Consider the following 13,962-nt stretch of genomic DNA (forward strand, 5'->3'; position numbering starts at 1 on the left):
GGGTGTTCGATCCGCTCGCTCGGCCCTGATGGCCCGGCGGGATACGGAACTCGTTCCTACGTTGGCGGTATGAGCATCGGATTCTCTACCCGCGCGGCCACCTCCTGCTCCGCGCTCTGTGTGGTCGGGATGCTGACCCTCGCTCCCGGCTCCGCCGCCCGGCCGGGCGGCGACCCGGACGCCGGGCGTGCGACGGCCTCGCCAGGGCGGCAGTCGTCGCTGCACCGTCCGGGCACGCAGGTGCGGCCCCTGTCCGGGGCGCCGAAGGTTCCCGAGGACCTGTCCGCGCTGTCCTGGGTGGTGGCCGACGCCGACAGCGGTGACGTGCTGGCCGCGCACGACGCGCACCGCAGACTGCCGCCCGCCAGCACCCTCAAGACGCTCTTCGCGCTCGCGGTGCTGCCGTCCCTGCCGGGCGGCACCCGTCACACCGTCAAACCCGAGGAACTGGCCGGCGTCGGCGCGGGCAGCAGTCTCGTCGGGGTCAAGGAGAACCACACCTACCGCGTCGCCGACCTGTGGCGCGGTGTCTTCCTCAGCTCGGGCAACGACGCGGTGCACGTCCTGGCCTCGCTCAACGGCGGCTGGCGCACCACCGCGGCGCAGATGCAGGCGAAGGCCCGCTCCCTGGGCGCCCTCGACACACGGGTCGTGTCGCCCGACGGGTACGACGCGGCGGGACAGGTCTCGTCGGCGTACGACCTCGCGGTGTTCGGGCGGGCCGGGCTGCGCAACGAGGAGTTCGCGCGGTACTGCTCCACGGCCGAGGCGCAGTTCCCGGGGGACGGCGCGGCGTACCCCATCCGGAACACCAACCGCCTCCTCACGGGCGCGCAGGGCGTCGAACGCTACCCCGGCCTGATCGGCATCAAGAACGGCTACACCACCAATGCGGGCAACACGCTGGTCGCGGCGGCCAAGCGGAACGGACGCACCCTGGTCGTCACGGTGATGAACCCCCAGGCCGGTGGCGGCTTCACCGTGTATCAGGAGGCGCGTTCGCTGCTCGACTGGGGTTTCCGGGCGGCCGGGCGCGTCGAGGCCGTGGGCTCGCTGCTGCCGCCGCGTCCCTCGACACCGGCTCCGCACCCCCCGGCGAGGTCGGGGTCCGAGCCGTTGCCCGTCGCCGAGAAGGAGTCCTCGCGTCCCGGCTGGGCGGTGGCGGGCGTGATCGTGGGGGCGGTCGGGGTCGGCGCGGGAAGCATCGTCCTGACTCTGCGGCGCAAGGGCCGGCGGCCCGCCGAGGACTGACCGACGGGCAGCCCGAGCAGCAGGCCGAGGGTGATCCACACGTAGGTGTTGCTGCCGAGGAAGCCGTCCGGGCCGGACGCGTCGTCGAACCACAGCCACACGACGCTGCTGCACAGCACCGCGTACAGACAGCCCGCGACCCACAGCAGCCTGCGGTGCCGGAGCAGTACGGCGAACGACGGCAGCAGCCACACCAGATGGTGCACCCAGGTGATCGGGCTGATCAGACACGCGGTCAGTCCGGTGACGGCGAACGCCCCCGTCCAGTCACCGTCGGCGATCGCCCGGCGTGCGCGCCACACCCACACGCAGAGCACGGCGAGGACGAGCAGCGCCCAGACGGGACGGCTCGGCTCGGCCGGTTCCACGAGCCGGGCCAGCACGCCCTGCAACGACTGGTTGGAGACGTAGGCGAGGCGGCCGATCCGGTTGGTGTCCCACAGCGCCTCCGTCCAGTAGAAGCGGGAGGCGTCGGGTGCCACCCAGGCCGCCGCCGCGGTGGCGGCCGCGGCGACGACGGTCGCGAGCCCGGCGGCGCGCGGGCGCCGGGCGAGCAGCAGCAGTCCGATGAACAGCGCGGGCGTCAGTTTCACGGCCGCCGCGAGGCCGATACCCACGCCCGCCCAGCGGCCCCGCCCCGTGGACAGCAGCCAGGCGTCGCCGAGGACGAGCGCCAGCAACAGCAGGTTGACCTGACCGAAGCTGAACGTGTCCCGCACCGATTCGAGCAGAGCGAGGCAGCAGAGCGCCAGCGCCACACCGAACCAGCCGTACCGGCGCAGCAGCGGCCCGACCAGGATGTACAGCACGGCCGACAGCGCGGCGAGGTTGAGCAGCAGGCAGAGCGCGATCGCCGTGTGCAGTCCCACGAGCGCCATCGGGAGCATGCCGACGGCGGCGAACGGCGGGTAGGTGAAGCCGTACGTCGTCCCGGGCACCCGGTAGTCGTACAGGCGGCCGCCGTGGTGCACCCAGGTGTTGACGGCCCCGTAGTAGACGCGCAGGTCGAACCAGTCGCGCAGGAGCGGCACGGTGGCGGTGAAGACGGTGACGGCGGTGGCGAGTCCGAGCACCAGCAGGATCCGTCGGCGGTCGGTTGCCGCTTTCTCGATGTCCACGTTCCCGGTGTCCGCCCTCTCGGCGTCCGCCCTCTCGGCGTCCGCGCTCTCGGCGTCCGCGCTCTCGATGCCGGGCTGCGTCGGGGTCATGCCGTGCGCTCCAGCACGGGTGCCCCGGTCGCCTGGTGGGCCTGCCAGAGCACCACCAGCGCGAGCGCCCCGCCCGATACGGCCAGGGCCACCTGGTCGGCGTCCGGCGGTCCGCCACTCGGCAGGACGGCGAGGGCGAGCACTCCGCTGGCGGCGGCGACACGCGTGCGCACGGAGCCGCTGGGTGCCGCCGCGGCGATGAGGAACAGTCCCCACAGCGCGTACCAGGGCCGGATCGCCGGACCCAGCACCGCCACCACGGCGAGGCTGAGACCCAGCGCGTACACGGGTCCGGGACGCAGCTTCAGCCATATGTAGAGAACGACGGCGCTGGTCGCGACGAGTCCCGCGGCATGCCAGACCGGCAGGGCCAGGGGGGCGAGTTCACTGCCCAGGTTGTCCAGTACGGCACCGGTGGCGCGGCCGAGGACGCTGGTGGGCGACCAGTTGTCCGGGGACACGGGGGTGCGCAGTGCGGCGATCCAGCCGTATCCCGTGCCGGTCAGGGCGGTGGTCACGGCGGTCGTGGCGACAGCGACCGCAGCGGTCGTCGCCGTCGTCCGCACGGCACGTGTGCGCCCCCGCATCACGACGATCGCCAGCAGTCCCAGTGCGGCGGGCGCCTTGACCAGAGCGGCTAGCGTCACGAGGACGACTCCGAGGGGGTACGCGCGGCCGCGTGCCACGACGAGTCCGACGCCGAGCAGCCCGAGCATGACGGCGTCGTTGTGGGCCCCTGCCACGAGGTGCAGCAGGACCAGCGGGTTCAGTGCGCCCAGCCACAGGGCCGCGGCCGGCTCGACGCCGCTGTGCCGGGCGAGACGGGGCAGCGCCACGGCCATCAGGGCCACGCCGAGCAGGGCGACCAGGCGCATACCGATCAGCCCGGCGGGCAGCTGACCGCTGGTCAGATCCGCGAGACCACGGGATATGGCGAGGAAGACCGGGCCGTAAGGTGTCGCGGTGTGCTGCCAGACCGGAGCGACCTCGGCCGCGAGGGGCCCGCCGAGACGGGCGGGGCCGTGGGCGTACACGTCGATGTGCGCATCGACCATGGCGCCCTGCGCGAGGTAGCTGTACACGTCCCGGCTGAACAGGGGCGGCGCGAGCAGCAGCGGAGCCGCCCAGACGACCAGAACGCCCAGCAGGGCCCGGGGAGTCGGCGGCCTCGGTCCGCGTACGACCCGGCCCAGCAGCGCCCACGCGGCGATCAGCAGGACGACGCCGAAGTACACGCAGACCAGGCCCAGCGCCGCGCGCGCCGACGCGGGCGCGAGCAGGTCGCGCACCGGGAGCGCCCCGGCTGTCTCACCCCCCAGTGCGAGAACGGCGGAGCCGGCGAGGCCCAGCGCCTGACAACGGCGGAGATCGACGGGGAAAGCCATGGCCAACACTCAGTCAGCGTGTCCACACGGGGTGACCGGCAGGCGACATCCCGCTCGCCGTGCGGCGGCCTCTGCGTGACCGCCACGTGATCGGCGGGTTCGGCGTGGGGAGGGGTGGCGGCCCTCCCTCACGCCGTACACCGTTCCGTCTCTCAGACCGCCTGCGGTGTCCCGCTGCCCGCGACGACCTCCGGCCGGAGCAGGGCCTGAAGCCGGTCGGCCGGCAACAGGCCCTTCTCCAGGACGAGTTCGGCGACACCGCGCCCCGTGGCGAGGGCTTCCTTGGCGATGTCGGTGGCGGCCGTGTACCCGATGTACGGGTTGAGGGCGGTGACGAGGCCGATGGAGTTCTCCACCGCGGCGCGCAGCTCCTCCGTGTTGGCGGTGATGCCGTCCACACACCGCTCGGCGAGTGTCAGGCAGGCCGCCCGAAGGTGGGTGATGCTCTCCGAGAGCGAGTGGAGGATGATCGGCTCGAAGGCGTTGAGCTGGAGCTGTCCCGCCTCCGCGGCCATGGTGATGGTGACGTCGTTGCCGATCACCTCGAAGGCGACCTGGTTGACGACCTCGGGAATCACCGGGTTGACCTTGCCCGGCATGATGCTCGAACCCGCCTGCACGGGAGGCAGGTTGATCTCGTTCAGGCCCGCACGCGGCCCGGACGACAGCAGACGCAGATCGTTGCAGCTCTTCGACAGCTTCACGGCGACGCGCTTCAGCACACCCGACATCTGTACGAAGGCACCGCAGTCCTGGGTCGCCTCGACCAGGTTGGCGGCGGTGACGAGGGGCAGCCCGGTGATCGCGGCGAGGTGGCGGCGCGCCGACTCGGCGTATCCGGCTGGGGCGTTGAGGCCGGTACCGATGGCGGTGGCGCCCAGGTTGATCTCGTGGATCAGCTCCACGGCCTCGGCGAGCCGGCTGCGGTCCTCGTCGAGCATCACCGCGTACGCGGAGAACTCCTGTCCCAGGGTCATCGGCACCGCGTCCTGGAGCTGGGTGCGCCCCATCTTCAGCACGTCGCGGAACTCGACGGCCTTGCGGGCGAAGGAGTCCTGGAGGACCGTCATCGCCTTCAGCAGCTCGCTCACCGCGAAGACCGTCGCGACCTTCACCGCGGTCGGGTAGACGTCGTTGGTCGACTGGCCGAGGTTGACGTCCTCGTTGGGGTGGAGGTGCTCGTACTGGCCCTTGCGGCGGCCCAGCAGTTCCAGCGCCCGGTTCGCGACGACCTCGTTGGCGTTCATGTTCGTCGACGTGCCGGCACCGCCCTGGACGACGTCGACGACGAACTGGTCGTGGAGTTTGCCGTCGCGGATCTCCTGGCAGGCCGCGACGATGGCGGACGCCTTCTCGGAGTCGAGCAGGCCGAGTTCCTCGTTGGCGCGGGCGGCGGCCTCCTTGACGGCGGCGAGGGCGTCGATCAGGTGCGGGTAGGCGGAGATCGGCGTCCCGGTGATGGGGAAGTTCTCCGTGGCGCGCAGGGTGTGGACACCCCAGTACGCGTCGGCGGGTACGTCGCGGTCGCCGAGCAGGTCGTGTTCGCTGCGGGTCGCTGCGGCGGTCATGGCGTGCGGGCCTTCTTTCGTACGGCAGGGTGACTGGGTGCCGCCTAGGAGCTCGGGGCTTGCTGCCGTCGGCGGGTGCGGGTACTTCGTGGTTGCTCGCGCCCACGCGGCGGAGCCGCATATCGACGCAGCCCCGCGCCCCTTACAGGGCGCGGGCCGGGCGGATGTGCCCGACCACCTCCCCACCGCCGAGCAGCGGGGCGCCCGCGAACTCCTCCAGCGTCGCCGGGTCGACGCCCGCGCGGGCGAGCGCCGCCGCGGTGACGGGGACGCGGGCCCGGTCGGCGCCGTCGGCGATCTTGACGGCGGCGGCCCTGCCGTCCGGCAGGGCCGCGACCTGGACGCCCTCGAAGCCGTCCTTGGTCAGCAGCCCGGGTACGGCCCGCATCAGCGCGGCGACATCGCGCCCGGAACCGGAGGCCATCTCGGCGTGCTCGCGCATCGCGTCGGCGACCAGCCGCTCGGGGGTTCCCGCCTCGGCGGTGGTGATCCGGGCCGCGGCGCGCGCGAGGCCGTGCAGCGAGACGGAGAACAGGGGCGCACCGCAGCCGTCCACCGTCACCGCGGCGACGGCCTGCCCGGTGAGGTCCTCTACGATCTCGGCGATGGCCTGCTGGAGCGGGTGCTTCGGGTCGAGGTAGTCGTCGAGGGACCAGCCGTTGAGCTTGGCGGTGTAAAGCATGGCCGCGTGCTTGCCCGAGCAGTTCTGCGCGAGCCGCGACGGCAGTCGCCCCTCGCGTATCCAGGACTCGCGCACGACCGGGTGATAGGGCAGGTCGGGCACGTTGAGGAGGTCGTCCTCGGTGAGCCCGGCCAGTTCCAGGATCCGCCGGGTGCCGGCCAGATGCCGTTCCTCGCCGGAGTGACTGGCCGCGGCGAGCGAGAGCAGCTCCCCGTCGAGCGGCAGCCCGGCCCGCAGCATGGCCACGGCCTGCACGGGCTTGAGCGCCGAACGAGGGTAGAAGGCCGCCTCGATGTCACCGATCTGGAGCTCGACGCCGCCGTCGGCGGCCAGGACGACCACCGAACCGTAGTGGATGCCCTCGATGACGCCACCCCGTACGAGGTGGGCGACGGGGGCGTGGAGGGGCTCCCGGATCGCGGGAGCCGCGGCCACCGGCGCCGGAGGGGTCGCCGAGGTGTCGATGGCCGCTGAACTGCCGTACGTCACTGCTTGTTTCACGCTTCCGTTCCGGTCGAACGGCGGGCGACCCGGGCTCGTATCCCGAACCATCCCGCCACCAAGGCCCCCACGATCAGCGGGAGGCACAGCACCGTCGTGCGGCCGGCGCCGCCGTCGGCGTACATCAGGACGAGGACCGAGGCGAGGAAGAACAGCGTCACGAGCTCGGTCCACGGCGAACCCGGGAGCTGGTAGCTCGGCCTGGTCAGTTCGCCGTTCTGGGTCTTCCGCCAGAACAACAGGTGACAGATCATGATCATGCCCCAGGTGGCGAGGATGCCGATGGCGGCGAAGTTCAGCACGATCTCGAAGGCATCGGCCGGAACCACGAAGTTCAGCCCGACACCGAGCACACAGATACCGCTGGTGAGCAGGATGCCGCCGTACGGGACCTGGCTGCGGCTCATCACGCTCGTGAACTTCGGCGCGGAGCCGGACATCGCCATCGAGCGCAGGATGCGGCCGGTGGAGTACAGGCCCGAGTTGAGCGACGACATGGCCGCGGTCAGCACGACCAGGTTCATGATGCCGCCGGCCGCCGGGATGCCGATGTTGGACAGCACGGTGACGAAGGGGCTCTCGCCCGCCTTGTACGAGGACCACGGCAGCAGCATCGACAGCAGGACGACGGAGCCGACGTAGAACAGGCCCACGCGCCACATGATCGAGTTGATCGCCTTCGGCATGATCTTCTCGGGGTTCTCCGTCTCACCGGCCGCGACACCGACCAGCTCGACGGAGGCGTAGGCGAAGACGACGCCCTGGATGATCAGCAGCATCGGCAGCAGGCCGTTGGGAAAGAGGCCGCCGTTGTCGGTGATCAGGGCCGGGCCGGGGGCGTGGCCGTCGACCTGGTGCTGGGTGACCAGCAGGAAGATGCCGATACACATGAAGGCGACGAGCGCGCCGACCTTGATGATCGCGAACCAGAACTCCAGTTCGCCGAAGAACTTCACCGAGATGAGGTTCACGGTCAGTACGATCGCGAGCGCGACGAGCGCGAGCACCCACTGCGGGATGTCGGAGAACATGCCCCAGTAGTGGGTGTAGGTGGCCACCGCGGTGATGTCGGCGATGCCGGTGGTCGCCCAGTTGAGGAAGTACATCCAGCCCGCGGTGTAGGCCCCCTTCTCTCCCATGAACTCACGGGCATAGGAGACGAAGGCGCCGGACGACGGCCGGTACAGGACGAGTTCGCCGAGGGCGCGGACGACGAGGAAGGCGAAGACGCCGCAGACCGCGTAGGCGATGAAGAGGGACGGGCCGGCGTCGGCGAGCCGGCCGCCCGCGCCGAGGAAGAGGCCCGTTCCGATCGCTCCTCCGATGGCGATCATGTTGACGTGCCGGGACTTGAGGGACTTGCTGTAGCCCGCGTCGCCGGCGTCGACGTGCGCCGGTTTCTGTACGGCTTCCTGGAGTGACTCGCTCACGCCTCGGGTCCGCCTTCCGTGGAGCTGTCCGTGCGTGGGGGACGCACGATCTGTGTGAGGGTGGTTTCGACGCGGTCGAGGTGGTGGGACATGGCCTCCACCGCGTCGTGTTCGGAACCGTCGATCAGCGCCTCGACGATGGCCCGGTGCTCGCGGTTGGACTGCTCGCGGCGGCCGCCCAGTTCGTTGAGGAAGGCCGACTGGCGGGCCAGTGCGTCCCGGATCTCCTCGATGACCCGGCGGAACACCGGGTTCTGGGTGGCCTCGGCGATCGCCAGGTGGAACACCGTGTCCATCGCGACCCACGCGGTCGTGTCCGTCTCCCGCTCCATCCGGTCCTGCAGATGGGCCAGGTGGTCCAGGTTCTCGGGGGTGCGGCGCACCGCCGCGTACCCGGCGACCGGGATCTCGACGTGCCGGCGCACCTCCAGCAGGTCGCTCGCCGTGAAGTCGCCGAAGGTGGGGTCCTCGACGACGCCCGCGATCACGAACGTGCCCTTGCCGGTGCGGGACTGGGTCAGCCCCATCACCTGCAGGGCCCGCAGCGCCTCGCGCAGGACAGGCCGGCTCACTTCGAGCCGCCGGCACAGCTCCGCCTCGGAGGGGAGCTTGTCGCCGATGGCGTACTCGCCGCGCTCGATGGCGCCGCGGAGGTGGGTGAGCACCGCTTCCATGGCGCTGATGCGCCGCGGTGCCGAGCCAGCTGTCTGGCTGTCTGACAGGTTCACGGGGGTGATCCTGAAGGCGACGTAAGGGTGCTGTCAAGGGGTGGCGGGCGCGGGGCCCGCTCTGCCACCCCTTCCGGTGATCAGCTGAGCACGCCGGTGCCCAGCAGTCCGAACAGCAGCAGACCGATCGCGATCCGATAGATCACGAACGCGTTGAAGGAGTGCTTGGCCACGTACTTCAGCAGCCAGGCGATCGACGCGTACGCGACCGCGAACGACACGACGGTGCCGACGGCGAGCGGCGCGGCGCCCACCCCCGCGCCGAGGGCGTCCTTGAGCTCGTACAGCCCGGCACCCGTCAGGGCCGGAATTCCGAGAAAGAAGGAGAGCCGGGTGGCCGCGACACGGTCCAGATCGAGCATCAGCGCGGTCGACATGGTGGCGCCGGAGCGCGAGAAGCCAGGGAAGAGCAGGGCGAGGATCTGCGAGCCGCCCACCAGCATGGCGTCCTTGAACGAGGTGTCGTCCTCCCCGCGCTTGTGCCGCCCCATCTGGTCCGCCGCCCACATCACCCCGCTGCCGACGATCAGCGAGGCCGCCACCACCCAGAGCGAGGCGAGCGGCCCCTCGATGAGCGGCTTCGCGGCAAGGCCCACGGCGACGATCGGGACGGTCGCGGCGATCACCCACCAGGCGAACTTGTAGTCGTGGTGGTACCGCTCCTCACGGTTGGTGAGGCCCCGGAACCAGGCGGAGACGATACGCGCGATGTCCTGGCGGAAGTACAGGAGCACGGCCGCGATGGCGCCGACCTGGATGACCGCCGAGAACCCAACCACCGAGTCGTCGTCGACCGGGATGTCCATGAGCCCCTCGACGATCTTGAGGTGGCCGGTCGAGGAGACCGGCAGGAACTCGGTCACCCCTTCGACGACTCCGAGGACGAAAGCCTGGCCGAGGGAGATGGCGCTCATGTGATCCAGTTCTGGTGGGCGTCGGGTACGGCAGCGAGTACGGCGCTGACAGTCGTACTACGACGAGGTAAGGGCTCGTACCACCGTGACGCGTGTCGCGGGGAACTCAGCCCCACACGGCCCCGGCGAGCGCCACCCCGGTGAACGCGGCGCCCAGCCCCGCCACGACGCTCGCGACCACGTTGGCGACGGCGTAGAAACGGGCGCCGTCCTGGGCGAGGCGCAGGGTCTCGTACGAGAAGGTCGAGTACGTGGTCAGCGCGCCGCACAGCCCGGTGCCGATGAGCAGCTGCAGGTGGGAACCGGCGGCGCCCGCGGCCACCGCGCCGGTGAGCAGACCGAGGATGAGCGACCCCACGACGTTGACGGTGAAGGTGCCCCACGGGAAGACCGTGTCGTGCCGGGACTGCACGGCGCGGTCGGTGAGGTAGCGCAGAGGCGCACCGGCCATGCCGCCGACGATGACGAGCAGCCAGTTCACAACGACTTCTTACCTTCCGTGCCCGGGTCGCCTGGCGTGTCGCCGGACGTGTCGTCCGCCTCGCCGTACCTGATGACCTCGCACTCGTCGAGGACCACCAGTCCCCCGGTGACGAGCTCGTCGAGCTGCGGCAGGAAGGCACGGACCCGTTCCGCGGTGTCCACGATGACGACGGCGACGGGCAGGTCCTCGCTCAGTGACAGCAGCCGCGAGGTGTGGACGATCGAGGAGGAGCCGAAGCCCTCGATCCCCCGGAACACGCTGGCGCCCGCCAGGCCGGCCGCGTGGGCGCGGTGGACGATCTCGCTGTACAGGGGTCTGTGGTGCCAGGTGTCGTGCTCGCCGACGAGGACGGTCAGGCGCAGGGCACGGCCCGTGAGCCGAGTGGGTCGCGTCATCTCTGCCTCACCGCCAGGAGCCGGCGCGCCGCCGCCACCGCGAGCCCCACGGACGCGAGGGCCGCGAGGAGCGTGGCGGCGAGATAGGCGAGGCCGGTCACGGGACGGCCCGCGTCGACCAGCCTCTCGATGTCGACGGCGTACGTCGAGAAGGTGGTGAAGCCACCGAGCACTCCGGTGCCGAAGAAGGGCCGTACCAGCCGGTGGGCCGCCCACACGTCGGTGATCACGACCATGAAGACCCCGATCACGGCGCAGCCGACGACGTTCACCCAGAACGTGGTCCAGGGGAAGCCGCCGGTCTGGGTGGGCCACAGCAGCGACGCGCCGTAGCGGGCCGTGGCGCCGATGGCGCCGCCGAGCGCGACCACGGCCACCACAGGTGCCTGGCCGTGCCAGAGGGACGGCCGCCGGGCGGGGTGACCGACGAGGTCGCCTGCCTCAGGGGCGCCGAGCCTGTCGGGGCGGCCGAGTCTGTCGGGGTGCGGGACTGTCACACGACTCAGCGTGCCACGTCGGGCAGCTCGCACACGGCGACCCCCCGTTCCCACAGGCTCCCCAGCACCAGTCGTCCGTCGGCGACGCAGGCGCTGGTGACCATGCGGAACCCCGAGCGCCGACGCGTGAGGTCGTGAACGATCCGTCCCGTGTCGTCCACCGCCACGACCCCGGCGAAGCCCTGCGGCCGGAAGGGGGCGCGGACGGCGATACGGGCAGCGGTGCGCCGGGCGCCCGGGCCCATCCGATGAAGCACGTCCAACGGGGCGACACGCGGTCCGGCAAGCGCCACCCACATCAGCCCGTCCGGGCCGCGCCACATGTTGTCCGGCATGCCGGGCAGGTCCTCGACGAACGGCTCGCTCGTGCCGGCGTTCGGGCCGGTGAGCCAGTAGCGGGTGAGCCGGCGCCGGCCGGTCTCGGCGACGGCGAGGAACGACGCGTCGGCCGAGGCCGCGAGACCGTTGGCGAACTGCAGCCCCTCCAGCAGCACTTCGGGCGTCTCGCTCCCGGGTGCGAGACGCAGCAGCCGCCCCGTACCGCTGTGCTCGACCAGGTCGCCGATCCACTGCTCCAGCGGATGGCTGCGACTGGAGACGGTGAAGCAGATCGTCCCGTCGGTGAGCGCGACGAGGTTGCTGCAGAACCGCAGCGGCTCGCCGTCGACCGAGTCCGCGAGCACTCGCACGGTCCCGTCCTTGGTGGCGCACCGCAGCAGGCCCATCCGTGCGTCGCACACCAGCAGGTCGCCGTCCGGGAGGAGTTCGAGCCCGAGGGGGCGGCCACCGGTCTCCGCGAGTACCTGGACGCGGGTGCGGCCGGGGTCCGCGATGCCGTCCAGGCGCAGGATGCGCCCGTCCTCGACTCCGGTCAGGACGCGCCCCCGCTCGTCGGTGACCACGTCCTCGGGCCCTCGCCCGCCGATCCCCACGTACCCCAACGGTACGAGTCCGGTGCTCCGTGACTGCACGATGTCGCCTCCCGTTTGCCCGACTCCGGCGGCCATCTTCGCGGGTACCCGGAGCCCCGGGAAGCTCACACGCGACAGGGCCCGGCCGCGGGACGGCGGCCGGGCCCTCGTCACCCACGTGATCAGCGGTGACTGAACCACGACATCGACGACAGTGCCCGGTCGTCGTAGCCGAACAGGGCCTGGTTCTCCCAGCCGTTGCCGGAGGACGCGTCGGTCGGGTCCCAGCCGTTGCCGGTCACCGCGGTCCAGGTGGCCTCCCAGTAGAAGACGCCGAGGCCACGGCCGTTCGGGACGGCCTCCACGATGCCCGCGACCGTGTTCATCCACGCGAGCTGGCCGGCCGCGGAGGCGGGGTAGCCGGAGACGAGCTCGCCGGTGGTGTCGATCTGGTTGGTGAGCGAGTCGTCGCTGTCGAGGCGGAACGGGTAGGCCGTCTCGGCGACGAAGACCGGCTTGCCGTAGCGGGAGGCCGCGTCGTCGAGGGTGGTCTGGAAGTCGGACAGCGGCCCGTGCCAGTAGCCGTAGTACGACAGGCCGATGGCGTCGAACCTGACCCCGTTGGACACCGCGTTGTCGAACCACCAGCGGGTGCCCGAGAGGTCACCGCCCTTTGCGAGGTGGAGCGCCACGGTCGTGCCGGAGTTGACCGCCTTGACCGCGTCGTACCCGGAGTTGAGCAGGCCGGCGAGCTGCGACCAGTTGTTCGTGGAGCCCTCGGTCCACAGCATGCCGCCGTTGATCTCGTTGCCGACCTGCACCATGTCGGCGGTGGTGCCCTGCGCCTTCAGCGCGCTCAGCACGTCGTAGGTGTGGTTGTAGACGTCGGTCTTCAGCTGGCTGTAGGAGTGCCCGGCCCAGGCGGCGGGCTTGTCCTGGCGGCCCGGGTCGGCCCAGAAGTCCGAGTAGTGGAAGTCGACGAGCAGCTTCATGCCGGCCGCCTTGACGCGCTTGGCCATCGCCAGCACGCGCGCCTTGTTGTTGTAGCCGTCAGCCGGGTTGACCCAGACCTTCAGGCGGGCGTAGTTCATGCCGGCGTTCTTGAGGAGGGTGACCGCGTCACCGGTGGTGCCGGAGCTGTTCTTGTAGACACCGCCCTTGGCCTCGCTCTTGGGGAGTGACGAGATGTCGGAGCCCTTGATGGCCAGGCCCGTCGAGCCCGAGGTGAAGGTCAGGTCGTCGACGTTGATCCAGTTCCCGGCGCCTGCATCGGAGTTGACGCTGATCGTGCACTGGTTGTTCGTCACCGCGACGGACGTGACGATCCGGATCCAGCCGCTGGAGGAGACGGGGAGGTCGGTGCGCTGCTCGGCGCTGCCGCAGTTCTTCAGCGCGATGTACGCGGACTTCTGGCCGCCGCCGGAGCGGACCCACGCGGTGAGCTTGTAGCTGCCGTTGGTCAGGCCGGACAGGTACTGGTACGTCTCCACCTTGTACGCGGAGGACGACCAGTGGGTCAGGCGGTAACTGCCGCTGTGGCCGCCCGACTCGGTGAACGAGGCGGCGTTCTGGCCGCTGGCCGAGTACGTCGACCAGCCGGCCGGTGTCGCGGTTCCGGTGCCGTCGGACTCGAAGCCGCCGTTGGTGAGGGTGCTGGCGGCGTGGGCGCTCTGGGCGGGCATGGTGGTGAGGGCGAGCGCGGCGGCTAGGGGGAGCAGCAGGGTGCGCAAGGTCCGTATTGTGCGTCTGGGATGGAACATCGTTGTCCGTCGTCCCTTCGACGTGGTGTGGGGTGTGGGCGTCCCGGTGAGGTCCGGGACAAGGGGGTTTTCGCCCCCGCCGCCCCTACCCGTCCCATCCCCGGGGCTCCGCCCCGGACCCCGCTCCTCAAGCGCCGGAGGGGCTGAATTTTCCCGGCCGGGGCTGAGTTCCCCGGCTGCGGCTGGTTTTCAGCCGAGGCCAGGCACCACCAGCCCGTCCGGCGTTTGAGGACGAGGCCGTTCAGGCC

Annotated in this window: 12 protein-coding genes and 1 pseudogene; 1 reads left to right on the plus strand and 12 read right to left on the minus strand. The window is 71.0% G+C overall.

What is annotated here, in order from left to right; all coding sequences use genetic code 11:
* Positions 1 to 69 precede the first annotated feature (69 nt).
* Positions 70 to 1,062 (plus strand): annotated as a pseudogene (locus tag AB0959_RS41575) (serine hydrolase); the annotation flags it as partial.
* Here AB0959_RS41575 and AB0959_RS41580 read toward each other — a convergent pair.
* The 12 genes from AB0959_RS41580 to AB0959_RS41635 form a co-directional block, all read right to left on the minus strand.
* Complete coding sequence (locus tag AB0959_RS41580; RefSeq protein WP_366832023.1) at positions 987 to 2,459, minus strand: glycosyltransferase 87 family protein; 1,473 nt, start codon at positions 2,457 to 2,459, stop codon at positions 987 to 989. The pseudogene AB0959_RS41575 and the gene AB0959_RS41580 overlap by 76 nt on opposite strands.
* Entirely contained in the window at positions 2,456 to 3,844 is a 1,389-nt protein-coding gene (mptB, locus tag AB0959_RS41585; RefSeq protein ID WP_366832024.1) for a polyprenol phosphomannose-dependent alpha 1,6 mannosyltransferase MptB, read from the minus strand. The genes AB0959_RS41580 and mptB overlap by 4 nt, the downstream gene beginning before the upstream one ends.
* Before the next feature lie 152 nt (positions 3,845 to 3,996).
* Complete coding sequence (gene aspA / locus AB0959_RS41590) at positions 3,997 to 5,412, minus strand: aspartate ammonia-lyase (RefSeq protein WP_366832025.1); 1,416 nt, start codon at positions 5,410 to 5,412, stop codon at positions 3,997 to 3,999.
* 142 nt (positions 5,413 to 5,554) lie between these two features.
* On the minus strand, positions 5,555 to 6,595 hold the full coding sequence (locus AB0959_RS41595; protein WP_366832026.1) for an asparaginase: 1,041 nt from the start codon (positions 6,593 to 6,595) through the stop codon (positions 5,555 to 5,557).
* A complete protein-coding gene (locus tag AB0959_RS41600; RefSeq protein ID WP_366832027.1) occupies positions 6,592 to 8,025 on the minus strand; it encodes an amino acid permease in 1,434 nt (477 codons plus the stop codon). The genes AB0959_RS41595 and AB0959_RS41600 overlap by 4 nt, the downstream gene beginning before the upstream one ends.
* Positions 8,022 to 8,753 (minus strand): FadR/GntR family transcriptional regulator, encoded by a 732-nt coding sequence (locus AB0959_RS41605; RefSeq protein WP_366832028.1) that lies wholly within the window; start codon positions 8,751 to 8,753, stop codon positions 8,022 to 8,024. Before AB0959_RS41605 ends, AB0959_RS41600 begins: the two co-directional genes overlap by 4 nt.
* Positions 8,754 to 8,833: 80 nt before the next feature.
* Positions 8,834 to 9,667 carry an undecaprenyl-diphosphate phosphatase gene (locus AB0959_RS41610; RefSeq protein ID WP_366832029.1) on the minus strand — a complete coding sequence of 278 codons (834 nt, stop codon included), beginning with the start codon at positions 9,665 to 9,667 and terminating at the stop codon, positions 8,834 to 8,836.
* Positions 9,668 to 9,773: 106 nt separating this feature from the next.
* Positions 9,774 to 10,148, minus strand: a complete 375-nt coding sequence (crcB, locus tag AB0959_RS41615) for a fluoride efflux transporter CrcB (protein WP_366832030.1) — start codon at positions 10,146 to 10,148, stop codon at positions 9,774 to 9,776.
* Positions 10,145 to 10,546, minus strand: a complete 402-nt coding sequence (locus tag AB0959_RS41620) for a DUF190 domain-containing protein (protein WP_366832031.1) — start codon at positions 10,544 to 10,546, stop codon at positions 10,145 to 10,147. The genes crcB (AB0959_RS41615) and AB0959_RS41620 overlap by 4 nt, the downstream gene beginning before the upstream one ends.
* Entirely contained in the window at positions 10,543 to 11,043 is a 501-nt protein-coding gene (crcB, locus tag AB0959_RS41625) for a fluoride efflux transporter CrcB (RefSeq protein ID WP_366832032.1), read from the minus strand. The genes AB0959_RS41620 and crcB (AB0959_RS41625) overlap by 4 nt, the downstream gene beginning before the upstream one ends.
* Before the next feature lie 5 nt (positions 11,044 to 11,048).
* Positions 11,049 to 12,014: an SMP-30/gluconolactonase/LRE family protein gene (locus AB0959_RS41630; RefSeq protein ID WP_366832033.1), complete on the minus strand. Its 966-nt coding sequence runs from the start codon at positions 12,012 to 12,014 to the stop codon at positions 11,049 to 11,051.
* A gap of 122 nt (positions 12,015 to 12,136) precedes the next feature.
* On the minus strand, positions 12,137 to 13,714 hold the full coding sequence (locus AB0959_RS41635) for an arabinogalactan endo-1,4-beta-galactosidase (RefSeq protein ID WP_366832034.1): 1,578 nt from the start codon (positions 13,712 to 13,714) through the stop codon (positions 12,137 to 12,139).
* Positions 13,715 to 13,962: the final 248 nt, after the last annotated feature.

The sequence above is a fragment of the Streptomyces sp. NPDC046862 genome, assembly GCF_040704615.1.
In the GTDB taxonomy this organism is placed as follows: Bacteria; Actinomycetota; Actinomycetes; order Streptomycetales; family Streptomycetaceae; genus Streptomyces.